Consider the following 23,446-nt stretch of genomic DNA (forward strand, 5'->3'; position numbering starts at 1 on the left):
ACATGTCTTCGCCTCTCGAGAGAGGGGCGAGGACAGTTAAGCTGGTTCGGTGATGCAGGCTGTCTGCTGTTCAATCCATTCCAGCACAGGTGCGCGCAACTCTGTCATGGCGGAATAGCGCAGCCGGTCTTCGTCATAGCCGGTGAGAAGCGCTGCGATGGCGGTGAGGCTTTCGGGGTCCTCGCTGAGGGACTGCAGCGGATCGGAATAGGTGTGGAGCGAAAAGGCGATCGCGCCGGTTTGCGGCAGGCGCACGAGAATTTGCCGCTCGGCCCTCAGCCACAATTGCGCGCCACAGTTTGAAGGATCGCGACTGAGGTCTTCGGCGATCTTCCCCGCTGCCGCGACATTGGCCTCATGCGGGCTGTCGGGAAAGAACAGCGTGGCGATGGGCGTAATGGCCCAGTTGAAACGCTCCACCGGCTGGCCGGGCTTGATGTTGGCGAGCACGCGGTCAACCCGGGGGCCAAGCTGGTCATTGAGCTTCGGCACATGCTCGTGCGCCCATTGCATGGGATGGCCGACCGACGACACGATGCGGCCCGACGTCGTGTAGGCGTTGGACGCGGCCGTGATGGTGACCTTGCCGTCCCCGGGCTTCAGCAGCATGAAGTCTTCTTCAATCGCCATGCTGATGGCTGCCAGCGGCTCACCCTTGTTGATGGCGTGCACCATGTCATCGATGGCGCAGTGCAAGTGATCGCCGCGCCGGGTGAAATGCTGGCCGTGCTGCGCGAGAAGATGCGCCACGATGAGATCGCGCAACTCCTCTTGGGCTGGCAATGACTCCGGCAATGTGCGGTAATAGAGCGGCGGCAGGCCATCGAGGCGCTGGCGCTTCTCCGCCATGAAGGCGGCATAGCCATCCGTGACATCGATCCATGTTGCAGGATCGGACGGCTTAAGGCCGATCTGGAAAGATGCGGCGGCGGCGATCCATGGGCGGTATTTTGGCGGAGTCATGCCTATCTGTTTACCGCAGCCATCGAGGCCGGGATATAGCGTTCTCCTGCCGCAGCGCCCTTGGGCACCGCATCGGACAATTGCTTCAATTCGCCAGGCGTGAGCGTGATGTCCGCTGCGGCGATATTCTCTTCGAGATATTTGCGCCGCTTGGTGCCGGGAATGGGCACGATGTCCTCGCCCTGCGCCAACACCCAAGCCAGCGCCAGTTGCGCCGGTGTCAAGCCCTTCCGTTTCGCGATTGTTTCAACCGCCGAAACGATGGCGAGGTTGCGCGCCAGATTTTCACCCTGGAAGCGCGGCGTGTTGCGGCGGTAATCGCCCGCCTCCAGCGCATCCATGGATTTGAACCGCCCGGTGAGAAAGCCGCGGCCCAGCGGGCTATACGCCACAAAGCCGATGCCGAGTTCGCGCACCGTGGGCAGAATCTCCGCCTCCACATCGCGCGTCCACAGCGAATATTCGGTTTGCAGCGCCGTGATGGGATGGGTGGCATGGGCGCGGCGGATGGTGGCGGGGCTCGCTTCGGAGAGCCCCAGGTGCCGCACTTTGCCTTCTCTCACCAGTTCCGCCATTGCGCCCACCGTTTCTTCGATGGGCACGTTGGGATCAACGCGATGCTGATAATAGAGATCGATCATATCGACGTTCAGACGCTTCAGACTGTCCTCGCAGCACTGGCGCACATAGGCGGGCTGGCCATTGACGCCCAGGAATGCGCCATCGGGCCCCCGCACATTGCCGAACTTGGTGGCCAGCACCACCTGATCGCGGCGGCCCTTGATGGCCTTGCCCACTAGTACCTCATTGGTGCCGGGGCCATACATATCGGCGGTGTCGAGGAAGTTCACGCCGAGATCGAGGGCGCTGTGAATGGTGGCGATTGATTCCGCATCATCGCGGCCGGCATAGAATTCCGACATGCCCATGCAGCCAAGGCCAAGGCAGGAGACGGAAAGCGTATCGAGGGAACGTGTGCGCATGGTTGCAACTCCGGGGGCGTGGGAACCGCCGTGTGCGCTTGAGTATGAGTTCCTGCCGCCCCCCGCAACAAGGCGAAGTCCGGAACGGGGCCTTGCTTCCCCGTCATGGCTCGCGGTGGAATATTCCCTTCAGGCGACGGCCCGGCTCAGCGCGCATTGCGACCACAGCGCCGAGAGCGCGTTGACGAGATGGTCAATATCGGCATCGCTGTGGAGCGGCGTGGGCGTGATGCGCAGCCGCTCGGTGCCGCGCGGCACGGTGGGATAATTGATCGGCTGCAGATAGATGCCATGCTGCTCAAGCAGGATGTCGCTGATCCATTTGCACTTGCGCGCATCGCCCACCATCACCGGTACGATGTGGCTGTGGTTCGGCATGTAGGGGATGCCGGTCTGGTCCAGCCTGCGGCGGAGTTTCGCCACCCGGTCACGCTGGCCCAGCCGTTCCGCATCGCTCGCTTTCAGGTGACGGATCGACGCCGTGGCCCCCGCCGCAACGGCGGGTGGAATTGAAGTGGTGAAGATGAAACCGGACGCGAAGCTGCGCACGAAATCGCACAGCGTCGCCGACGCCGCGATATAGCCCCCTGCCACGCCGAAGGCCTTGCCCAGCGTGCCTTCGATCACGGTGAGCCGGTGCATCAGCCCCTCGCGCTCCGCCACGCCGCCGCCGCGCGGGCCATACATGCCCACCGCATGGACCTCGTCGAGATAGGTCATGGCATTGTATTTGTCGGCGAGATCGCAGATGGCGCGGATCGGTCCGATGTCGCCATCCATCGAATAGACCGAACTCGAAGGCGATGAGCTTCGGCCGCGCCGGATCGAGGGACTTCAGCAGCCGCTCGAGGTCCGCCATGTCATTGTGTTTGAAGATATGGCGCTCCGCCTTGCTGTGGCGGATGCCTTCGATCATCGAGGCGTGATTGCCGGCGTCCGACAGCACCACGCAATCGGGAAGGCCCGCCGCGAGCGTGCCGAGCGCCGCCCAGTTCGATACATAGCCTGATGTGAAGAGGAGGGCGCTCTCCTTGCCGTGCAGATCGGCGAGCTCGCGCTCAAGCTCGACATGATAATGGCTGGTGCCGGAAATATTGCGCGTGCCTCCCGCACCCGCGCCCGCGCGGTCCAGCGCCTCATGCATGGCGGCCAGCACTTTGGGATGCTGGCCCATGCCGAGATAATCATTGGAGCACCAGACCGTGATGTCGCGCTGGCCGGACGCGCTGTGAAAGGTGGCGTATGGAAAGTGACCCGCTCTCCGTTCGAGATCGGCAAAAACGCGATAGCGGCCTTCGCTGTGGAGACCGGCGAGGCTGTTCTGGAAGAAGGCTTCATAATCCATGATGACCCGATCTGCGCCGGGCTTTGCAACGGGGCAAGCCCGATGATGCCGCACGCGACGAAATGCCCACGACCTTGCTGAATGTGGCATCTCCGCTATGGTATTGAAATCAGGAGAGGTTCGAGAAATGACATCGGTTTATGATCGCCTCGGCGTGCCCACCATCATCAACGCCAAGGGCACCGCCACGCGGCTGTCGGGCGGCATCATGCGGCGCGAGGTGGCGGATGCGATGGTGGAGGCCTCTCACGCCTGCGTCGATATCGCGGCGCTGCAGGCGGCGGCTTCACGCGAGATCGCCGCCGTAACGGGCGCGGAGGCGGGCTATGTGGCGAGTGGCGCATCGGCCTGCCTGTTGCTGGCCACGGCGGCCTGCATTGCCGGGCACGATCTTTCCGCCATGGCGCGGCTTCCCGATACGGCTAGCTTGAAAAATGAAGTGGTGATGGCGCGGAGCCAGCGCAATTTCTATGACCATGCGGTGCGCGCCGCGGGCGCCCGCATCGTCGAGGTAGGCTTGCCCGACCGTTTCGCGGGCGCGGGCGTGCGCGATGCTGAAGGATGGGAGATCGACGCGGCGATCAGCGAGCGCACGGCGGCGGTGTTTTACGTGGCCGACGCGCTGGCAAGGCCATCGCTGCCGGAAGTGGTGGAGGTGGCGCATGGCCGGGGCGTTCCGGTGTTCGTGGATGCCGCCGCGCAATTGCCGCCGCAATCCAATCTCCGCCGCTTCATCGCCGAGGGCGCGGACCTCGTGGCCTTTTCGGGAGGCAAGGTGATCGGCGGGCCGCAGGCCTCGGGCTTTCTGTGCGGCAGGCACGATCTCATCATGTCGGCGGCGCTGCAGCATCTCGATTTCGATATTCCCTGGGCGCGCTGGCAGCCGCCGCCCTTACTCATCGATAAGACGGGCCTCAAGGGCGTGCCGCAGCATGGCATTGGACGCTCTTGCAAAGCGGGGAAGGAAGAGATTGTGGGGCTGCTGACGGCGTTGCGCTTGTTCGTTGAAGAAGGCGATGCCGCCCGCCATGCGCGATGGCTGAAGCGGGTGAATGTGATGGCCACGGGCTTGCGCTTTGGCGGCGTTGATCTTCTGTATACGGATGATCGTTCCGCCGTGCCGCAGGTGAAGCTGACGCTGAAGGATATGACGGCGGAGGACTTTCTCATCCGCCTTGCAGCGGGAACGCCATCGGTTCACGCCGATGCTTCGGTGTGGGACTCACACGTGGTGTTCCTCAGCCCGCTCTGCCTGGGCGAGGGCGATGAGCTTCGCGTCGCGGAGGCGGTGAACGCCATCCTCGCTTGACTATTGCACGGTGCCCCGTGCATCGACGCGCACCGCGCCCAGCACCTCATCGCCGCGCACGAATACCACCTTGTCGAACAGATTGGTGACCGGGCAGACGTGGTTGGGTATGATGCGCACCAGATCGCCCACATGCGGCTTGTGATTGGCCTTGCTGATGTCGAGGAAGCCGTGCTCCTCGCTCATGTCATAGACGCGGGCGAAACCAAGTTCGCGCACCACGCCATAGCCGGTGAGGCCGAGCAAATCTGACGTCAGCGACTTCGAGCCTGCGTCCAGCATGGCGCGATCGCCGGTTGGCGTGCTGACCACGGTAGCTAGCACCGAGAGCGCGCAATCGTCGTAGCTGAAGAGGCCGGGCTCGGCGAGCGAACGGTCGGCATAAATATAGGTGCCTGCCCGGTATTCGGTGATGCCCGCGAGGCCATCATCCAGCCACATGTCGGGTGAGCCGCCGGTGGTGATGACGGGGCAGGGAAGGCCTGCGCGGGTGATGAGATCGCGCGCCGCCATCAGCCAGTCATGCGCTGCCACCCGCGTGCCTGTCTTGGCATAGGTCATCAGGCCGCCCGCAGCGAGGCCTGGCATACGGGCAATCTGCTGAGCCAGTGCCGCCGCGGCTTCCGGTGATTGCACGCCGTTGCGGTGGGCGCCAGTATCGCATTCAACCAGCACGCTGAGCGTGCGGCCGGCCTGTTGCGCTGCCCACGAAAGGCCCTCAAGCATGTCGGCATTGTCGGCAACGACAGAAATGCCGGTGCGCTTCATCAATGCCGCGAGGCGCTCCAGCTTGGGGCGGCCGATCGCATTGAAGGTGAGCAGCATGTCTCGGATGCCGGCATCCGCCATCACCTCCGCCTCGCCGAGTTTTTGCACCGTGATGCCCTTGGCCCCGCAGGCGATCTGGTGGCGGGCGAGGGGGACGAGCTTGTGCGTCTTGATGTGCGGGCGGTTGGCGATGCCGAGCGTGTCGCAGCGCGCCTGCCATTTCAGCACATTGCGGTCCACCACATCAATGTCGATGACGGGCACCGGCGTCTCGAGGTCTTCGAGACGCTTGCCAACATCTTCGAACTGGAACTGGTCGATGATATCCATGAAAATCCTTAAGGCGTGATCTTGAAATCCTTGCCTTCCGGCAGGGTTTGGCCGCCATCGACGATGATGGTGGTGCCGGTGATGTAGGCCGCATCATCGGAGGCGAGAAAGAGCGCCGCATTGGCGATGTCGCGCGGCGTGCCGAGGCGGCCCATTGGCACCGCCTCTTCCATGGTGCGGATGAAATCGGCGCTGCGGTGCATCTTCATGCCTTCGGTGAGGATGTTGCCGGGCTCGATGCCGTTCACCGTGATGCCGTAGCCCGCAAACTCAAGAGCCGCTGATTTGATGAAGCCATTGATGCCTGCCTTGGATGCCGAGTAATGGCCGTGGCCGGGGCTGGTGACACGGGGGCCGGTGATCGACGAGGTGAAGATCATGCGGCCCGATTTTTTGGCGCGCATATGCGGCAGAGCGGCCTTGGCGGCGAGGAAGGTGCCGCGCAGATTGACGCCCAGCACCGAATCCCACTCCTCGGGCGAAGTGTTTTCGATCAGCGTCCAGGGATAGATGCCGGCGTTCTGGACGAGAATGTCGAGGCCCCCGAAATCAAGGGCCGCCTGCACGGCGCGATTGGCCTCATCCTCACGGGAAATATTGGTGGCGATGAAGCGCCCGTTGAGGCGTTTTGCCGTGGCCTCGCCCGCTTCGACTTCGGTGTCGGCGATCACCACCTTCGCCCCTTCCTCATGGAAGCGCGCCGCGATGGCTTCGCCGATGCCCCGCGCCGCGCCGATCACCAGCGCTACGCGGCCATCGAGTCTCTTTGTCATGCAATCCTCTGACGTATCTGAAGTTTGAGCGTGTCGAGCAGCACGGCGGCCAGCACCAGGAAGCCAAGGATCATCTGCGTGTAATGGGCGGGAAGGCCCATGAGGTTGATCGCCGTCTGAATGGAATGGAGCAGCAGCACGCCTGCATAGACGCCCGGCAGGCGGCCAACGCCGCCCTTGAGACTGACGCCGCCGATCACCACGGCGGCGAAGGCCTGGAACACCATGCCGACGCCGAGATTGGCTGTTGCGCCCGAGGTGCGGATGGCCAGCAGCCAGCCTGCGAGGCCTGCGATGGCCCCAGCGAGAATGAAGCTGATGAGCATCAGCCGGTCCACCTTGATGCCGGCCCGAAAGGCCGCCACCGCATTGCCGCCCACCAGCGTGATGTGCCGCCCGAACGGTGTTTTCGCCATCATGAAACTGAAGGCCGCGAAGCACAGAATGGCGATCCACGCGATCAGCGGAATGCCGAGGATGGTGTCGACGCCGATAAAGCGGATCGACGGTGAAAGGTCCTGCGCCGAACGTCCGCCGGACATGGCGACGACGAGGCCTCTGACCCAGATATAGGAGGCAAGCGTGACGATGAACGCTTCCATCTTGAGCCTGACCACCAGAATACCGTTCAGCAGTCCGATTGCCCCGCCGATCAGCAGCGCGATGCCAAGCGAGACAGGAAGCGCCAGCCATTCCGGCGTGAGCGTGAGGCCCATGCCGATGCCGTGCGAGCAGAACAGGATGCCGGTGACCATGGCGGCCAGTGCCGCCACCGATTCAACCGACAGGTCCATGTGGCCGGCGATGATGACGATGGCGAGGCCGATCGACATGACGCCCGTCATGGTGGAGCTTTCGATGATGTTCACGAAAATGCCGGGCTGGAAGAAATTGGGCACGAAAATCGAGAACACCGCCAGCATCACCGCCAGCATGAACCAGACGAGATGGTCGAGGACGAATTCGGCGATGGCCCGCTGGCGGGGTGAGGTCATGGGTGAATCTCTTGTTAAGGAGTAAAAATAAGTCCGTCACCCCGGCGAAGGCCGGGGTCCCGCTTCAGCAGAGGGAAGTGAAGCGGGATGCCAGCCTGCGCTGGCATGACGGAAAAGCGACGTAAGATTTTCTGAATCACTCCACCGGAACGATCTTGTCGGCGGGCGCCTTCAGGTTGCCCCAGAAGCGCGGCTCGTCGACATTGTCCTTGGTGATGGCGGCGCCCGGAATTTTGATGTTCGGACCCCAGGACTCAATCGTCATCACCGAGTCGAGGCCCAGCACCTTGTAATTTCCGGGCTTGATCTCCTGCTTGTTCACCACCTTGTCGGCGAACATGGCGAGTGCGGCGGCCTGCGCATAAAGCGGCTGCTCCACTTCCACGTTTTCCCAGCCCTTGCGGATCAGGTCGAGGCCAACAGGCGCGCCGTTCGAGGACACCAGCATCACGTCGCCCGGTTTCTTGCCCTTGGCTTCGAGCGAGGCGACGGCGGCCACCGCGAGATGCGCCGCGTGCACGAAGATCAGGTCGATATCGGGGTTCGCCACGAGCTGGTCGGCCACGATGGTGCCGGCATTCGAGGCTTCCCAGTTCATGGCGGGCAGCGAGATGATCTGCACGCCCGGGAAGGCCTTCATCTTTTCCTCAAAGCCCTTCTGGATGTCGAGCGTGTAGGGATCGGACGGGTCGCCCAGAACCTGAAGAATCTTGCCCTTCACATCGCCTTTCTTCTCTTTCAACAGGCGCTCGATCTGGTCGGCCGCCACATGGCCGATTTCCACCGTGCCGGCCACCGAGGTGAGATCGGTCGGCGTCGAGGTGATCTGGCGGTCGAAGATCATGACCGGGATGCCGGCGGCGCGCGCCTTCTCGATGGCGGGCTTGATGGCGTTGAAGTCCACCGCCGCCATGATGATGGCCTTGGGCTTCTGCAGGATGGTGTCGTCCATCTGGCTCTGCTGAAGGTCGGTCTTGTTGTCGGCGTTGAGGGTGACGACCTCATAGCCGACATCACCCATGAACTTGGTGATGGCCGACACCGACTCGGTCTGGAACTCGTCCAGCAGTGTCGGCACCATGTAATAGATCTTGCCTTTCGACTCCGCGAAGGCGGGCGCGTTGAGCCCCACCGCCGCGAGGGCGATCGAGGAAATCAGAATCCGGCGCAGGTGATTCATGGAACGTCTCCTTGGTTGGGTTTGCTTGTCACGGGCCATTCGGCCTCGGTTCTTGGGCTGCCCCTTCGAGGGACTCGCCAGTGATCATGCGCACCACCTCATCGGGGCTGGTGCGGTTGCGTTCGACATTGCCAGCCACCTTGCCCTGGCGGATGACCACAATGCGGTCCGCCACCTGGAAGGCCTGCGCCATGATGTGGGTGATGATGATGACGCCAATGCCCTGTGCGGCGATCTGCTTGATCATCGCCAAGCCGCGCCGCGTCTGCTCGACGCCCAGCGCCGCGAAAGGCTCGTCCAGCAGCACCAGCTTGCCGCCCCAGTGAACGAAGCGATTGAGCTCGATCGCCTGGCGCTGGCCGCCCGAAAGATATTCGACATTGGTGCGGAGTGACGGGATGCGCGTTCCGGCATTGGCGATGGCCTTGGCGGTGACGGCCTCCATCTCGCGTTCCTGCAGCACGGGGATGCCGAAATATTTCTTCACGATCTCGCGGCCCATGAAGAAATTGGCGACGACATCGACATTGGTGCAGAGCGACAGGTCCTGATAGACGGTCTCGATGCCTGCCGCCTTGGCCTCCGAAGGCGAGGCGAAGAAGCGCTGCTGGCCATCGAAGGTCATCTGGCCGGACGTTGGCTCAAGGCCGCCGGAAATGATTTTCACCAGCGTGGATTTGCCCGCGCCATTGTCGCCCAGAAGGGCGATGACCTCGCCGCGCTTCACCTCGAAGCTGATGCCGCGCAGCGCTTCGATGGCGCCGAAATTGCGCGTCACATTTTCGAGCTTCAGCAATATGTCGTCGCTCATGCAACATTCCTTGCGGTGAAGAGGGGATCGACCGACGGCTTGTGATCGGTTTGCGTGAAGAGAAGCCCGAAGCGCGGCGACAGCACACCAGCGATGGCCAGCGCCGCCGCACCACGCAGCACCGCATCCTGCCCGCCCGCCGCGCGGATGAGGCGCGGCGTCTCGCGGTTCGACCGCTGCGACACGGAATTGCCAAGGGGCATGGCGCGGGCGATCAGGTCATCCATCAATTGCTCGTCAGCCAGGCCGCCGAACAGGATGGTTTCGGGATCGAAGAGATTTTCGACCGCCGCCACGGCGCTGCGGAGGAGGGGAGCGGCTTCGGCGATCCAGCCCTCGCGGCCGATGACAGCGCTGCGGCGCTCAAAGGCTTCGAGCGACAGATAGCGTTCGAGACAGCCGCGATTGCCGCAGGCGCACGGCTCGCCCTCCGGCACCAGTGGCACATGGCCGATCTCGCCGGCATTGCGGTGGCTGCCGCGCCACGGCAGGCCCTCATAAACCATGCAGCCGCCCAGACCGACGCCGAAATAGAGATAGTAGAAATCGCGGAACGGCTTGCCCGCGCCATAGAGACGTTCGCCCAGCGCCGCCGCTGCATGGTCGATTTCCACGAAAGCGGGAAGGCCGGTGATCTCGGCGAGCTTCTGTTCGACGGGAAAGCCCTTCCAGCCTTCGAGCGTGGTGGGGCCGACGAAGCTCATCGAATCGACATCGAAAGGGCCGGGCATGGCGAGGCCAACGCCAAGAAGCCGCGCATCCGGCTTGGGCTTGAGCTGCTTCACCAGCCGCCGGATGTCGGCAAAGGCCTGCCGGGGTTCGGGATGCGGCAGCTTGCTGGCGGCGCGGGCGAGGATCGTGCCGCCCAGATCGACAAGGGCCGCTTCCAGCCCCAGCGGCGTCACATGAATGCCAATGGCATGGCCGCCGCCGGAATTGATGGCGACGCGCGTGGCCGGTGACCCGCGGCCTTTCGGTTCGGCGCGGGCCGCGGTGATGAAGCCCTGCTCTTCCAGTTCGCGGATGATGTTGGCGACCGTCTGCACGGTGAGGCCGACGCGCCGGGCGATCTCGCCGCGCTCGATGGGCCCGTGCATGCGGATGGCTTCCAGCACGATGCGCCGGTTATAGGGCCGCCCGAACTCCTGGTTGGTGCCCTTGAGGGCCATCTCAACCGCCTCTTCCTGTGTTTCCGGCGATGAGGCTACACGGGTGAATGAATAATGCAAATGGTTTCTATAAATCGCCCGCAAGAATTCTTTTCACCCGCCCGCCTTTGCTTATAGTGCCGCCCGCAACCACAGGAGAGACCGACGTGCCGCGCTTTGCCCGCAAGGACTTGATGGAAAAATACCAGGACATGAAACGCCGCCGCATCCCCATCGTGGGCGGCGGCGCGGGCACCGGGCTTTCCGCTAAATGCGAGGAAGCGGGCGGCATCGACCTCATCGTCATCTATAATTCCGGGCGCTACCGCATGGCGGGGCGCGGGTCTCTTTCGGGCGTGCTCGCCTATGGCAACGCCAATGAGATCGTCATGGAGATGGGCCGCGAGGTGCTGCCCATGGCCAAGAACACGCCGGTTCTGGCGGGCGTGAACGGCACCGATCCCTTCTGCCTCTTCGACAAGTTCCTCGATGATCTGAACGCCATGGGCTTTTCCGGCATCCAGAATTTTCCGACCGTGGGCCTGATCGACGGCACCTTCCGCGCCAATCTGGAAGAGACCGGCATGTCCTACGGGCTGGAGGTGGACCTTATCCGCCTTGCGCGGTCGAAGGACATGCTGACCACGCCTTACGTTTTCAATGCCGGGGAAGCCGAGGCAATGGCAAAGGCGGGGGCTGACATCATCGTCTGCCATCTGGGCCTCACGACCGGTGGCAGCATCGGCTCCCAGACGGCGCTGAAGCTCGCCGATTGCCCCGCACTCGTCGATGAATGGGCTGAAGCCGCGCTGAAGGTCAACAGGGATGCCATCGTCATCGTGCATGGCGGCCCCGTGTCGATGCCCGATGACGCCGAGTTCATCCTCAGGAACACGAAGAACTGCCACGGCTTCTATGGAGCCTCCTCCATGGAGCGGCTCCCCACCGAAGTGGCGCTGGTCGAGCAGACGCAGAAATTCAAGGCGATCAGGTTCAAGTAAACCGCCTTCCCCCGCAACCTCGCACATCCTCAAACGCCACGCGCAGGAACTGGAAAGACGGAAGGCGGCGCGATGGTTAATTACCCTTCTCCCAAATTCATTTGGGAGAAGGTGCCCGAAGGGCGGATGAGGGCCGTCTTGCGCAGCAAGACGGAACTGTCGCTTGATGGTCAATCATGTTTCAACGTATCGAATTTTGTTCGCCACCGCTTGCAAGCCCCATTGAGAATTAAAAAATATGGCAAGGTGCCAAAACAACTTACTATGGCAAAAACTGAATACACGTTTGCAAATCCGATTAGAAATAGAACTACAATCAGCAGGCAGCCAATCATTGAAGAGAAAATTAGAAGGATCCCGCAAGAAAATCTTGCAAGCCATATATTTATCGTGAGGAATACCTGTTTCATTTTGATCGACTCATCCGATCCAGGCACTTAGACCAATCTCCCACACTGCATTGTAAGGATGATTGTCGCCTTTGGCACCGATGCCACGCCTTGCGTGCCATCGGCCCTCATCCGGCCGCGCGGGGCGCGTCCACCTTCTCCCGGCTTTGCCGGGCGAAGGGTGAAGAAAAGCGGCCTACTCAAACCTCTCCGGGATCGCGTCATCCCGCGCGAGGTTGCCGAACTTTGTATATTTCCCGTCGAACTGCAGTTCCACCGTGCCGGTGGGGCCGTGGCGCTGTTTGCCGATGATCACTTCGGCCTTGCCATGGGCGCGGCTGGTTTTTTCGAACCAGTCCTGGAATTCCGGCGTGCCTTCGGCGGGCTTGAGGCGCTCGAGATAATATTCCTCGCGGAACACGAACATCACCACGTCGGCGTCCTGCTCGATCGAGCCGGACTCGCGCAAATCAGCCAGTTGCGGGCGCTTGTCGTCGCGGCTCTCCACTTGGCGCGAAAGCTGCGACAGCGCCATGATCGGCACGTTCAGTTCCTTGGCCAGCGCTTTCAGTCCCACGGTGATTTCCGTCACCTCCTGCACGCGGCCTTCGGAAGCGCGGCGCGCGGAGCCGGCGAGAAGCTGCAAATAGTCCACGACGATCAGTCCTAGTCCGCGCTGGCGCTTCAACCTTCTGGCGCGCGCCGCCACCTGCGCGATGGTGAGGCCGCCGGTGTCGTCGATATAGAAGGGCAGGGATTGCAGCTCCTGCGCCACGTCAACGAGCTTTGCAAAATCATGATCGGTGATGATGCCGCGGCGGATCAGTTCGGAGGAAATTTCCGCCTGGCCGGAAATGATACGCGTCGCCAATTGTTCGCTCGACATTTCGAGCGAGAAGAACGCCACCAGCCCGCCGTCCGTCACCTTGTTTGAGCCGTCGGAGCCGAATTCCGCCTTGTATTGCTTGGCCACATTGTAGGCGATGTTGGTGGCCAGCGCCGTCTTCCCCATGGCGGGGCGGCCGGCGAGGATGATCAAGTCGGAGGCTTGCAGCCCGCCCAGCTTTTCATCGAGATCGCGGAGGCCCGTTGAAAGGCCGGACAAGCCGCCGTCGCGCTGATAGGCGGCGCTGGCCATGTCGATGGCCTGCGAGAGGGCGCGCGTCAAAGGCTGGAAGCCCTGTCCGTATTTGCCGGTCTCCGCCATTTCAAACAGCGTCTGCTCGGCGCGCTCGATCAGGTCGCGCGAACTGTCCTCCACTGTCGGCTCGAAGGCGTCATTCACCAGATCGGTGCCGATGCCGATGAGTTTCCGCCGCTGCGCCGTCTCGTAGATGGTGCGGCCATATTCTTCGGCGTTGATGATGGTGGTGGCGGAGGCGGCAAGGCGCGCGAGGTAAACCGGCCCGCCGATTTCCTTCAGCGTGGCATCGCTTTCGAAATAGGTCTTGAGCGTCACCGGGCTCGCCAGCTTGCCCGCCCGGATCAGCGTCGAGGCCGCCTCATAGATGCGGGCGTGGATGGCTTCAAAGAAATGTTCGGGCGTGAGGAAGGCCGACACGCGGTCGCACGCCTCGTTGTTGGTCAGGATGGCGCCCAGCAGCGCCTGTTCCGCCTCCAGATTGTGCGGCGGGGTGCGGTAGGCATCGTCGGAGGGCAACTCCTCGACGGGGCGGAGCGGAAGCGGGCTGTTCATGGTGTTCCGTGGATAGCGAAAGGCGGCGTTCCTGCCGACTCTGCCGGGAGATTATGCGCGTTATCCACAGGCGGGGCAAATTCCGTCGATCTTTCGGTTTTCGGGAATATCCATTCCGTCAATCTCCTTCGCCACGAGCCGTTGCAATTCCCAGAGGTTGCGGTCGCGGATGCCATGCTCTTCCAGCATGGAGACGGTACGGAACAAATATTGAGCCGCCGAGCCTAGGTCGCCTGCGGCGCGCGCCAGCGTGTGAGCCACCCTTTTGGGAGTAAGGTCCTTGACGTAAGAGCGGCCGTTTTTGAGAGCCACGAACGTCAGTGCCTGAAGGGGGCCGCGTGCTGTTTGCGCGGTAATCCAGCGCGGCACATTGGACGCAGGCTTGTCATCCAGTTCCCGGATAAGAAGGCGGCGTACCTGGCCAAGATGGTCTTCCGGCGGCAACCGGTAGGCGATGCCGGTGCAGGAGCCACCGCGATCCAGCGCCATCATCAGGCAGGGCAGGTCATGGGTGCCGCGCCAGCGCGCCATGCGCAGGCAGAAGGCGCGGTGCCATCCGTGTGCAACCGCGCGGCGCTGTTCCGAAAATTCGAAGACCGGATTCCAGATCAACGATCCGTAGGCAAAAACCCACACATCACCGCCCCGGTGATCCGCCATCAGCCGCGCGGCCCATTCGTCGTATTCGTGATCCTTGAATTCTTCAGTGCCGGGCTCGGGGCCGGGATCGGCTTCGGTGCGTTCGACCCGCGCGACATGCTCCGCCGTGAGATGAAGCCTGGCCGCTGGCTTCGCCATCACTCCGCCGGGATCGACTTCAAACGCGGCCGCTTTTCCTCGAGCGCCCGCAGCTTTGCCTCCGCTTCCTCGATATAGCCGCGCGTCAGCGGCAGCACGTTCTGGTCCTTCACGAACTGGATCTGGAAGTTGTTCATGCCGGCATAGCGGAAGGCGCATTCCGACGCCGCCAGATAGAACTCCCACATCCGGCAGAAGCGTTCGTCGTAAATCTCCTTCGCCCGCGCGCGGTTGTCATGGAAGCGCTTCGCCCATTCGCGCAGCGTCTTGGCGTAGTGCAGCCTGAGGATTTCGATGTCGGTCACATAAAGCCCGTTCTTCTCGATGTGCGGCAGCACTTCGGAAAGGGCAGGGATATAGCCGCCGGGGAAGATATATTTCTTGATCCAGGCACTTGTGGCGCCCGGGCCATCGGAGCGGTTGATCGAATGCAGCGTGGCAACGCCGTCATCCTTGAGCAGCCAGCGCACCTTCTGGAAGAATTCCCTGTAGTGGCCCACGCCCACATGCTCGAACATGCCCACCGACACGATGCGGTCGAACTTCTGATCGAGGTTGCGGTAGTCGAGCAGCTTGAACTTCACATGGTCGGCAACGCCCCGCTGCTGGGCTCGCTCGCTGGAAAGCTTGTGCTGTTCTTCGGAGAGCGTCACACCGGTGACATCGGCGCCGCAGATTTCCGCGAGATAAAGCCCAAGGCCGCCCCAGCCCGAACCGATGTCGAGAACCTTCATGCCCGGCTTGATATCGAGCTTGGCGGCGAGGTGGCGCTTCTTGGCCAGTTGCGCATCCTCCAGCGAGGCTGCGTCGCTCTCGAAATAGGCGCAGGAATATTGCCGGTCGCGGTCGAGAAAGAGATCGTAGAGCTTGCCCGAGAGATCATAATGATGGGCCACATTGGCCTTGGCCTTGCCCACCGGGTTATACTGGTCGAGCCGCTTCAACCCGACGCGCATCTTGTAGAGCGCTTGCGCCACCGGGGGATAATCCGAGATCGAACCGGCGTTCCTGAGCAGGACGGCGAGCAGATCGTAGATCGTGCCCTTTTCCAGCACGAGGCCGCCGTTCATATATTCCTCGCCCAGCGCCAAGTCGGCGTCGATGGCGATGCGGCGGGCGGCGCGGTCATTGGTGATCTTCGCCGTCACAGGTGTTCCCGTGCCGTCACCGTAGGAATGGCCTTTTCCGTTCGGCGAAATGACAGTCAGCGCCCCGGTCTTTACGACCATTTTGAAGGCACGATCGAGCAGTGTGAACATCGCGGTACTCCCAGCCCCGCACGCCATGCCCTGTGCCAAGGCAGGCGGAGCCCCTCCCAAATCTTAATAAAACTTTAATACTGGCATGCAGAGGCAGCAAGAGGCGGTAAACGCACAGGGTTAATGCCGAAAAGGCAGAGCCTCTTGACCTTTGGAAAAGCAAAAAGGCCGCGTTCCCGCGGCCTTTCCAGGTTCGTTCAAGAGTTGAGGCTCAGGCCTGCTCGTCTTCCACCGTTTCCTGTTCGAACAGGGCTTCGGCGGCGGCGCGGGCTTCGGCACGGTCGGAGACCGGGCCGGTCAGGTCCTCGCCACGGGCCTGGGCTGCGGCCTCATCGGCCGAGCGGGCGACGTTCACCGTGATCTTCACTTCCACCTCGGGGTGGGGCGAGACGGTGACGGTGTAGAGGCCGATGGTCTTGATCGGCGTGTCGAGCAGCACGTGGCCGCGGTCGACCTTCACACCCTGGGCGGTGGCCGCCTCGGCGATGTCGCGCGGGCTCACGGAGCCATAGAGCTGGCCCGATTCACCGGCCTGGCGGATCAGCACGAAGCTCTTGCCGTCGAGGCCCTTGGCTTCCGATTCAGCCGCCGAGCGGCGATCAGCGTTGCGGGCTTCGAGAACGGCGCGGTCACGCTCAAACCTGGCCTTGTTGGCATCGGTGGCGCGCAGCGCCTTGCCGCGGCGGAGGAGGAAGTTGCGGGCATAGCCGTCCTTCACCTTCACCGTTTCGCCCATGGCGCCCAGCTTGGAGACGCGCTCGAGAAGAATGACATCCATCTTGCGCTCTCCTTACTTCAGCACATAGGGCAGGAGGCCGAGGAAGCGGGCGCGCTTGATGGCCTGGGCCAGCTCACGCTGCTTCTTGGCGCACACCGCGGTGATGCGGGAGGGAACGATCTTGCCGCGCTCGGAAATATAGCGCTGCAGGAGGCGCACATCCTTGTAGTCGATCTTCGGCGCATTGGCACCCGAGAAGGGGCAGCTCTTGCGGCGGCGGAAGAAGGGCCGGCGGGCCGGCTGGGCGGACATGGTCATCAGTTTGCCTCCACCGGAGCATCGTTGCGTTCTTCACGGCGTCCACGGCTTGAGCCGAAACCGCCGCCACGGTCGGGACGGTCGCCGAAGCTGCGCCCGCCGCCGCCAAAGCCACGGTCATCACCGAAGCTGGAACGCTCCTCGCGGTCGTCGCGGCGGCGCATCTGGGCCGACGGGCCTTCCTCGAGCGCCTCGACCTTCACGGTCATGAAGCGGATCACGTCTTCGGAAAGCGACATCTGGCGCTCCATCTCGGCGACCGCCGGGGCGGGGGCGTCGATGTTCATCAGCGTGTAATGCGCCTTGCGGTTCTTCTTGATGCGGAAGGCGATGGATTTCACGCCCCAGTATTCGGTCTTGTCGATCTTGCCGCCACCAGCGGCAATGATGCCTTTGAACTGCTCCACGAGGGCATCGACCTGTGCGTTCGATGCATCCTGGCGGGTCAGGAAAACGTGCTCATAAAGAGCCATGTCTGATCAGCCTTTCTTTCCAGTTTCACGTCCTTCATGATCCCGCGCAGAGCCTCTTTCGAACCTCGGAAAGGCTCGAAAGACCGGTCAAACGAAAGAGCGGAGACACGGGAAGACGGGGCAATTCCCCTGACCGTTCGCACGGTCCTTCCGTTCAGCCCCCGGCGGGTCCTTGAAAGTGAGCGGGCTTATGGCCGAAATGGCGGGGAATGGCAAGGGCAACGCATTGCCTGCCAAAGGTTCAATTGACAATTTCGCTGCGCGGGTTGAACGTCAAGCAGTTAAGTTCTTGGCAGGAAAGTGACTTTGGGACAGCCGGTGGTTGAATTCATGGACGTGACCAAGCGCTTCGGCGATGTGGTCGCGGTGAACCGGAACAGCCTCTCGGTCGAATCCGGCGAGTTCCTGTCGATCCTTGGCCCCTCAGGCTGCGGCAAGACCACCTCGCTCCGCATGATGGCGGGTTTCGAGCAGCCGAGCGAGGGCCAGGTGCTGATCCAGGGGCAGGATGTGACGGGCGTGCCTGCGTTCCGCCGCCCGGTGAACATGGTGTTCCAGCATTATGCGCTATTTCCGCATCTCTCGGTCGCTGACAATGTGTCTTACGGCTTGCGCCAGCGTAAGCCCAAGCCGTCAAAACCCGAAATCGACAAGGCGGTGAAAGAGGCGCTGGCGATGGTGCGCCTTGAGGGCTACGAGGCGCGGCGGAGCTATGAATTGTCCGGCGGCCAGCAACAGCGTGTGGCGCTGGCCCGCGCCCTCATCAACCGTCCCGCGGTGCTGCTTCTCGATGAACCGCTCGCCGCCCTCGACCGCAAGCTCCGGCGCGAAATGCAGATCGAACTTCAGAACCTGCAGCGCGATGTCGGCATCACCTTCCTGTTGGTCACGCATGACCAGGAAGAGGCGCTCTCCATGTCGGACCGCGTGTGCGTGATGCGCGAAGGCAGGATCGTGCAGACGGGCAGCCCGCGCGAACTCTATGACAAGCCCGTCAACCGCTATGTCGCGGATTTCGTCGGCAAGTCGAATTTCTTTGAAGGTCCCAAGCCCGGCACGGTGACGAGCGTGCGGCCTGAAATGGTGGAGATCGCCGCCTCCGCCAAGGCGCTGCCCGAGGGCGTGGGCGTGGCGGTGCCTGTCAAAATTCTCAATCGCATCTTTCTTGGCGAGCATACGGAATATCGCGTCGCCAATGACAGGATGGGTGAATTCATGGTGCTCAGCCCGCGCAAGTCCGAGCGGGGCGGGGGCATCTTCGAAATCGGCGACACGGCGGCGGCGGGCTGGCGGCCCGAGTCGGCGCTGGTGCTGGCCGACGCTTGAACAGAAGATAAAAATCTCAGGGAGAAACGCGATGACAGACAAGATCGATTACATTCCAGCCAGGAAATTTCTGGATGAGCTGCGGCGCTATCAGAAAGGCTCCGTCACCCGCCGTCATTTCCTCGGCGTCACAGGATTGGGCGTTGCCACCGCTGTCATGAGCACGGCGGTGCCCGGCCTCAGGCCCCGCAAGGCCGTCGCCGCACCTTCGGGCACGCTGAACTTCGTGACCTGGCCCAATTATTTCTCGCAGCAGAATTTCGATGATTTCACCGCCAAGACGGGTGTGAAGATCAACGTCACCATCTTCGGCTCGAACGAGGAAATGCTGGCCAAGCTGCAAGCGGGCTCCACCGGCTGGGACGTGTTCGTGCCCACCAACTACACGATCTCGACCTACAAGAAGCTCGACCTGATCGAGCCGATCGATATGTCCCTGATCCCCAACTATGATGCCAAGGCGCAGGATCCGCGCTTCCTGGGGCCGGGCACCATTGATGGCGTGACCTATGCGGTGCTGAAGGACTGGGGCACCACCGGCTTCATCGTCAACACCAAGAACGTCACGCAGAAGCCCACGACATGGAAGGAATTCTATGACCTCACGCAGGGCCCGCTCTCCGGCAAGGTGACGACGCATGACTATCAGCTCACCACCATCGGCAATGCGCTGAAATATTATGGCTACTCCTTCAACTCGCTGGACGAGAAGGAAAACGCCGACGCCGAGAAACTTCTCCTCGCCATCAAGCCGCATCTGTTCGGCATCACGTCCGACTATCAGCCGCCGATGCGCAATGGCGACGCCGACATGGCCATGTGCTGGACCAATGACGCGGCGCAGCTTCACCGCGACATGCCGGAGATGGAATATATCCTCGGCAAAGAGGGCGGTGAGATCTGGGCCGACCATTATGCGGTCGTGAAGGGCGCGCCCAACCGCGAGGCGGCCTATGCCTTCCTCGACTACATCCTCACACCCGCCATCAACGCCAAGGAAATCCTGGCGCATGGCGCTCCGTCCACGGATGATCGCGTGAACAAGCTGCTGCCGAAGGAGCTGACGGGCAACCCGATCCTCTATCCGGCCGCTGAAGCCCTTTCGACGCTGGAGTTCGGCGCCGCCGAAACCCTCACCAGCCCGCTCCGCGCCGAAATCATGGCGCGCTTCAAGGCGGCGTAATAATGAAACTCCCTCCCCGCGGTGCGGGGAGGGCAGGCTGGGGTGGCGAGGTGTCAAAATTTTCTGGCACCGTCCCCACCCGTCTCGCGCTCACGCGCGATCCACCCTCCCCACTGGTGTGGAGAGGGAGAAGTGTTGTGTGCTTGATCTGAAAGGCCAGATGCCCTCATCCACTACACGGTCCCGCGCGGTTACGGCGGCGCTTCTGGCGCCGGCGAGCTTTTCCTGTTTTTCCTGCTGATCCTGCCGATGGCGGTTGTGCTCGTCTATTCCTTCGGCGAGCGTGCGCCTGCGGGCGGCTATCAAGCGGCCTTCACCTTCGACAATTATCTCAATCTCCCGGCGCGCGGAAAAGCCTTCTACAACACGCTAACACTGGCGCCGTTCGCCACCTTCCTCACGGCACTGTTCGCCTATCCGATGGCTTACTTCCTGGCGGTCAAAACCTCGCCGCGCTGGCGCGTCACGCTGCTCGTGCTGGTCATGGCGCCGTTCTGGACCAGCCAGCTGCTCCGCTATTATGCGTGGATGATGATCCTCGGCGCCAAGGGCATTCCGGGCTGGCTCAACTGGCTGGGCATCGCCGATGTCCGCCTCATCAACACGCCGTGGGCGGTGCTGATCGGCGCGGTCTATGGCTTCCTGCCGCTCATGGTGCCGCCCATCTATGTGAGTCTCGAGAAACTCGACAAGCGGCTGCTCGAAGCCTCCGCCGATCTCGGCTCAACGCCATGGCGCAGCTTTCTGCAGGTCACCCTGCCGCTGTCGCTGCCCGGCGTCGCCACGGGCTCCATGCTGGTGTTCATCCTGCTGATGGGCGACTATATCCTGCCGCAGTTTCTGGGCGGCGGAAAAGTGTTCTTCATCGGCAATGCGCTGGTGGACCTGTTCCTGCAATCGCGCAACTGGCCGTTCGGCGCCGCCGTGTCGGTGGCGCTGGTCGCCATCATGTTCGTCACCATCTATTTTTACATGCGTTTTGTGCTCGGGAAATCGGGCCTGAAGCGCACCGCCCTGGTGTAGCCGCATGCGCCTCTACGCGATCCTCATCTATATCTTCCTCTACGCACCGATCGCGCTGATCGTCGGCTTCTCCTTCAATTCCGGGCGCTACGCCATGGACTGGCAGGGCTTCTCGCTGCAATGGTACGGCAAGGCCTTCTCCAATCCGCTCATCATGGACGCGCTGATGACCAGCCTCATCATCGCGGGCTCGACGGCCTTTCTTTCCGCCATCATCGGCACGCTCACGGCGCTGGGTCTGGAGCGGATGCAGGGCGTCACGCGGCACATCTTCGATGCGCTGCTTTACATCGCCATCATGATCCCCGGCATCGTCATCGGCATTTCCACCTTGATCGCCTTTGTTACGCTGTTCGATGCGCTGAACCCGTGGCTCGAGCAGGCGATGAACATCAAGGTGGAAATGGGCGTGTGGACGGTGGTAGCGGCGCATGTGCTGTTCAACATCGCCGTTGTCTGCATGCTGGTGCGCGCGCGATTGACGGGCATGGACCGCAGCCTGGTCGAAGCGTCGAATGATCTCTACGCAACGCCGTTCGGCACCTTCCGGCAGGTGGTGCTGCCGCTGCTCACGCCATCGATTCTCGCCGGGTTCCTGCTTGCGTTCACCTTTTCATTCGAGGATTTCATCATCGCCTTCTTCGTGGCGGGCCCGAACGTGACGCTGCCGATTTACGTTTTCTCCTCCATCCGCCGTGGCGTCACGCCGGAAATCAATGCGGTGGGCACGGTGGTGCTGCTCAGCTCCTTCCTGCTGCTCATCGCGGCGCAGGTGATCCTTAGGAAGGGCGAGAAGGCGGTGGGGACAGCGTGACTTGTCTTCCTTCTCCCGCACAGGAAGAACGGAAAGACACTATTCCGTATATTCCTTCAGCATCGCCGCGCGGTCGAGGCGGAAGTGGGCGGCGCGGCGGTGGCCGTGCATGCCTTCATTGGTGCTCTGGCGGATGGCGGGCCATGCGATGGCTGCAACGCCTGAGTCATCGATCCACTGATGCGTGCAGACTTTGACATAGGAGCCGACCCACAGGCCGCCCGTGTATTTTCCCGCCGCCATGGTGGGCAGCGTGTGGTTGGTGCCGGAACATTTGTCGGAGTAGACGACGCTGGCATTGGTGCCGATGAACAGCGAACCGTAGTTGCGCAGCTTCTTCGCGGTGGCTTTGGGATCTCGCGTGTGCACCTGCAGATGCTCGGCGGCGATATGGTCGGAATAGGCGATCATCGCCGTTTCATCCGCGCACAGAACAATCTGCCCGAAATCCCGCCACGCCGGGGCAGCCACCTGCGCGGTGGGGAGCCGCGTGAGAAATCTGGTGATGGTGGCGAGCGTCGCCTCGGCCAGCTTTTTGTCGGTAGTGATGAGGCCGACGCGGGTGCGCACGTCATGCTCGGCCTGCGCCAGGAGATCGGCGGCGATCATTTCGGGATCGCCCGTCTCATCCGCCACGGTGAAGATTTCGCTGGGGCCGGCCAGCTGGTCGATGCCGACCGGGCCGAACACCTGCCGTTTCGCCTCGTTCACGAAGGCATTGCCGGGGCCGAAAATCTTGTCGACCGCCGGAATGGTTTCAGTGCCGAAGGCCATGGCGGCAATCGCCTGCGCGCCGCCGATACGGAAAATACGGTCGGCGCCCGAGAGCGCGCAGCCGGCGATCATGGCGGGATGGGCGCCGGGCGGCAGGCAGGCGATCACCTCATCACAGCCCGCGACCTTGGCCGGAACCAGCGTCATCACCGGCGCTGACAGCAGCGGATAGCGCCCGCCCGGCACATAGGCGCCGACGCGCTCAATGGGGATGATGCGGTGGCCGAGATGCACGCCGGGCAGGGGTTCGATTTCAAGCGGCAGCATGGTGGCCCGCTGCGCAGTGGCGAAGGCCTTGACCTGCGCGATGGCGAATTCCGTATCGGCGCGCTGCTGCTTTTCAAGATTGCCGATCGCCGCCTGCTGCTCGGCCTTCGTCACCTCGATGGCCTGAACATCGATATTGTCGAACTTTTTGGAATAGTCGCGGAGCGCCGCATCGCCTCTGGCCTTCACATCATCGAGAATGCCGCGCACGGTTTCGGCGATGACCGGTTGGCCACTGGCGTCGGGCTCGCCGGGCTTCTTGATGAAGGTGATTTTTCCGTCGAGGCTCTTGGGCAGCGGCATAAACTTCTCCTGATCTGAAACGGCAGCATGGCGCGCGAAGGGTTTGCGCGCAAGTTTAGCGCCCGTGCGATCCTTCCAGCCCTTCGAGAATCGGGCAATCCGGGCGGCTGTCGCCCGCGCAGCAATGGGCGAGATGGGCGAGCGTGTTCCGCATCTCGCGGAGATGGGCGATCTTTTCATCAAGCTCCGCCACATGGGCGAGCGCCACGGCCTTCACGTCCTTGCTCGGCCGCTTCTTGTCGCTCCACAGCGCCAGCAGCGTTTCGATCTGCGGCATGGCGAAACCGAAATCGCGCGCCCGGCGGACGAAGCGCAGGCGGTGCACGTCCTTCATGTCATAGCTGCGGTAGCCGCTCTGTGTGCGTCCTGCCGTAGGCAAGAGCCCCGTCGATTCATAATAGCGGATCATCTTGGGCGAGACGCCCGATGCCGCAGCAGCTTCACCGATGTTCATGGGTGTTTCTCTAGGCTTGACCTTACCATGATGGTAAGGTTTAGA

Annotated in this window: 22 protein-coding genes and 2 pseudogenes; 7 read left to right on the forward strand and 17 right to left on the reverse strand. The window is 62.4% G+C overall.

The features are described 5' to 3' along the window. Nucleotides 1–36: 36 nt before the first annotated feature. From QM694_RS18150 to hemA, 3 genes and pseudogenes are all read right to left on the reverse strand, one after another. Complete coding sequence (locus QM694_RS18150) at nucleotides 37–963, reverse strand: heme-dependent oxidative N-demethylase family protein (RefSeq protein ID WP_415008314.1); 927 nt, start codon at nucleotides 961–963, stop codon at nucleotides 37–39. A 2-nt stretch (nucleotides 964–965) separates the two neighbouring features. Next, nucleotides 966–1,946 carry an aldo/keto reductase gene (locus QM694_RS18155; RefSeq protein WP_415008315.1) on the reverse strand — a complete coding sequence of 327 codons (981 nt, stop codon included), beginning with the start codon at nucleotides 1,944–1,946 and terminating at the stop codon, nucleotides 966–968. Nucleotides 1,947–2,075: 129 nt separating this feature from the next. Next, nucleotides 2,076–3,291 (reverse strand): annotated as a pseudogene (gene hemA, locus QM694_RS18160) (5-aminolevulinate synthase). A gap of 127 nt (nucleotides 3,292–3,418) precedes the next feature. On the opposite strand from hemA, the gene QM694_RS18165 reads away from it, so the two are divergent. Continuing rightward, complete coding sequence (locus QM694_RS18165; RefSeq protein WP_415008316.1) at nucleotides 3,419–4,600, forward strand: hypothetical protein; 1,182 nt, start codon at nucleotides 3,419–3,421, stop codon at nucleotides 4,598–4,600. Here QM694_RS18165 and QM694_RS18170 read toward each other — a convergent pair whose 3' ends face one another. The 6 genes from QM694_RS18170 to QM694_RS18195 all read right to left on the reverse strand — a co-directional run bounded on the left by QM694_RS18170 (nucleotide 4,601) and on the right by QM694_RS18195 (nucleotide 10,626). Then, entirely contained in the window at nucleotides 4,601–5,698 is a 1,098-nt protein-coding gene (locus tag QM694_RS18170; RefSeq protein WP_415008317.1) for an alanine racemase, read from the reverse strand. An 8-nt stretch (nucleotides 5,699–5,706) separates the two neighbouring features. After that, complete coding sequence (locus QM694_RS18175; protein WP_415008318.1) at nucleotides 5,707–6,471, reverse strand: SDR family NAD(P)-dependent oxidoreductase; 765 nt, start codon at nucleotides 6,469–6,471, stop codon at nucleotides 5,707–5,709. Then, the gene (locus QM694_RS18180) at nucleotides 6,468–7,466 is read right to left on the reverse strand and encodes an ABC transporter permease (protein ID WP_415008319.1); all 999 of its coding nucleotides are present in this window, start codon (nucleotides 7,464–7,466) and stop codon (nucleotides 6,468–6,470) included. The genes QM694_RS18175 and QM694_RS18180 overlap by 4 nt, the downstream gene beginning before the upstream one ends. Before the next feature lie 136 nt (nucleotides 7,467–7,602). Further along, the gene (locus tag QM694_RS18185; RefSeq protein ID WP_415008320.1) at nucleotides 7,603–8,646 is read right to left on the reverse strand and encodes a sugar ABC transporter substrate-binding protein; all 1,044 of its coding nucleotides are present in this window, start codon (nucleotides 8,644–8,646) and stop codon (nucleotides 7,603–7,605) included. A gap of 28 nt (nucleotides 8,647–8,674) precedes the next feature. Continuing rightward, on the reverse strand, nucleotides 8,675–9,457 hold the full coding sequence (locus QM694_RS18190; protein WP_415008321.1) for an ATP-binding cassette domain-containing protein: 783 nt from the start codon (nucleotides 9,455–9,457) through the stop codon (nucleotides 8,675–8,677). Next, nucleotides 9,454–10,626 (reverse strand): ROK family transcriptional regulator, encoded by a 1,173-nt coding sequence (locus tag QM694_RS18195; RefSeq protein WP_415008322.1) that lies wholly within the window; start codon nucleotides 10,624–10,626, stop codon nucleotides 9,454–9,456. The genes QM694_RS18190 and QM694_RS18195 overlap by 4 nt, the downstream gene beginning before the upstream one ends. Nucleotides 10,627–10,772: 146 nt before the next feature. Here QM694_RS18195 and QM694_RS18200 point away from each other — a divergent pair, with 146 nt between their 5' ends. Both QM694_RS18200 and QM694_RS18205 read left to right on the forward strand, forming a co-directional pair. After that, nucleotides 10,773–11,606: a phosphoenolpyruvate hydrolase family protein gene (locus QM694_RS18200; RefSeq protein ID WP_415008323.1), complete on the forward strand. Its 834-nt coding sequence runs from the start codon at nucleotides 10,773–10,775 to the stop codon at nucleotides 11,604–11,606. A 138-nt stretch (nucleotides 11,607–11,744) separates the two neighbouring features. After that, nucleotides 11,745–12,047 (forward strand): hypothetical protein, encoded by a 303-nt coding sequence (locus tag QM694_RS18205; protein ID WP_415008324.1) that lies wholly within the window; start codon nucleotides 11,745–11,747, stop codon nucleotides 12,045–12,047. 144 nt (nucleotides 12,048–12,191) lie between these two features. Here the strand turns inward: QM694_RS18205 and QM694_RS18210 are convergent, their stop codons facing one another. The 6 genes from QM694_RS18210 to rpsF all read right to left on the reverse strand — a co-directional run bounded on the left by QM694_RS18210 (nucleotide 12,192) and on the right by rpsF (nucleotide 17,257). Then, the gene (locus QM694_RS18210) at nucleotides 12,192–13,691 is read right to left on the reverse strand and encodes a replicative DNA helicase (protein WP_415008325.1); all 1,500 of its coding nucleotides are present in this window, start codon (nucleotides 13,689–13,691) and stop codon (nucleotides 12,192–12,194) included. 60 nt (nucleotides 13,692–13,751) lie between these two features. Beyond that, nucleotides 13,752–14,489, reverse strand: coding sequence for a gamma-glutamylcyclotransferase (locus tag QM694_RS18215; protein ID WP_415008326.1), 738 nt, complete (start codon nucleotides 14,487–14,489; stop codon nucleotides 13,752–13,754). Continuing rightward, entirely contained in the window at nucleotides 14,489–15,748 is a 1,260-nt protein-coding gene (locus QM694_RS18220; RefSeq protein WP_415008327.1) for a class I SAM-dependent methyltransferase, read from the reverse strand. Before QM694_RS18220 ends, QM694_RS18215 begins: the two co-directional genes overlap by 1 nt. Nucleotides 15,749–15,959: 211 nt before the next feature. Next, nucleotides 15,960–16,526 (reverse strand): 50S ribosomal protein L9, encoded by a 567-nt coding sequence (gene rplI, locus QM694_RS18225; RefSeq protein ID WP_415008328.1) that lies wholly within the window; start codon nucleotides 16,524–16,526, stop codon nucleotides 15,960–15,962. Nucleotides 16,527–16,538: 12 nt separating this feature from the next. Further along, entirely contained in the window at nucleotides 16,539–16,778 is a 240-nt protein-coding gene (gene rpsR / locus QM694_RS18230) for a 30S ribosomal protein S18 (protein WP_415008660.1), read from the reverse strand. Nucleotides 16,779–16,783: 5 nt separating this feature from the next. Beyond that, nucleotides 16,784–17,257 carry a 30S ribosomal protein S6 gene (gene rpsF / locus QM694_RS18235; protein WP_415008329.1) on the reverse strand — a complete coding sequence of 158 codons (474 nt, stop codon included), beginning with the start codon at nucleotides 17,255–17,257 and terminating at the stop codon, nucleotides 16,784–16,786. A gap of 330 nt (nucleotides 17,258–17,587) precedes the next feature. Here rpsF and QM694_RS18240 point away from each other — a divergent pair, with 330 nt between their 5' ends. The 4 genes and pseudogenes from QM694_RS18240 (at nucleotide 17,588) to QM694_RS18255 (ending at nucleotide 21,603) form a co-directional block, all read left to right on the forward strand. Further along, nucleotides 17,588–18,583 carry an ABC transporter ATP-binding protein gene (locus tag QM694_RS18240; protein WP_415008330.1) on the forward strand — a complete coding sequence of 332 codons (996 nt, stop codon included), beginning with the start codon at nucleotides 17,588–17,590 and terminating at the stop codon, nucleotides 18,581–18,583. 31 nt (nucleotides 18,584–18,614) lie between these two features. After that, nucleotides 18,615–19,766 carry an ABC transporter substrate-binding protein gene (locus QM694_RS18245; protein WP_415008331.1) on the forward strand — a complete coding sequence of 384 codons (1,152 nt, stop codon included), beginning with the start codon at nucleotides 18,615–18,617 and terminating at the stop codon, nucleotides 19,764–19,766. Nucleotides 19,767–19,926: 160 nt separating this feature from the next. After that, a pseudogene (locus QM694_RS18250) lies at nucleotides 19,927–20,789 on the forward strand (ABC transporter permease). Between the two features lie 4 nt (nucleotides 20,790–20,793). Next, nucleotides 20,794–21,603 carry an ABC transporter permease gene (locus QM694_RS18255; RefSeq protein ID WP_415008332.1) on the forward strand — a complete coding sequence of 270 codons (810 nt, stop codon included), beginning with the start codon at nucleotides 20,794–20,796 and terminating at the stop codon, nucleotides 21,601–21,603. 39 nt (nucleotides 21,604–21,642) lie between these two features. Here the strand turns inward: QM694_RS18255 and hisD are convergent, their stop codons facing one another. After that, nucleotides 21,643–22,947: a histidinol dehydrogenase gene (gene hisD / locus QM694_RS18260; RefSeq protein ID WP_415008333.1), complete on the reverse strand. Its 1,305-nt coding sequence runs from the start codon at nucleotides 22,945–22,947 to the stop codon at nucleotides 21,643–21,645. 55 nt (nucleotides 22,948–23,002) lie between these two features. Beyond that, nucleotides 23,003–23,401 carry a Cu(I)-responsive transcriptional regulator gene (gene cueR, locus QM694_RS18265; RefSeq protein WP_415008334.1) on the reverse strand — a complete coding sequence of 133 codons (399 nt, stop codon included), beginning with the start codon at nucleotides 23,399–23,401 and terminating at the stop codon, nucleotides 23,003–23,005. Between the last annotated feature and the right edge of the window lie 45 nt (nucleotides 23,402–23,446).

The organism is Aestuariivirga sp., assembly GCF_047602625.1.
Classification (GTDB): domain Bacteria; phylum Pseudomonadota; class Alphaproteobacteria; order Rhizobiales; family Aestuariivirgaceae; genus Aestuariivirga.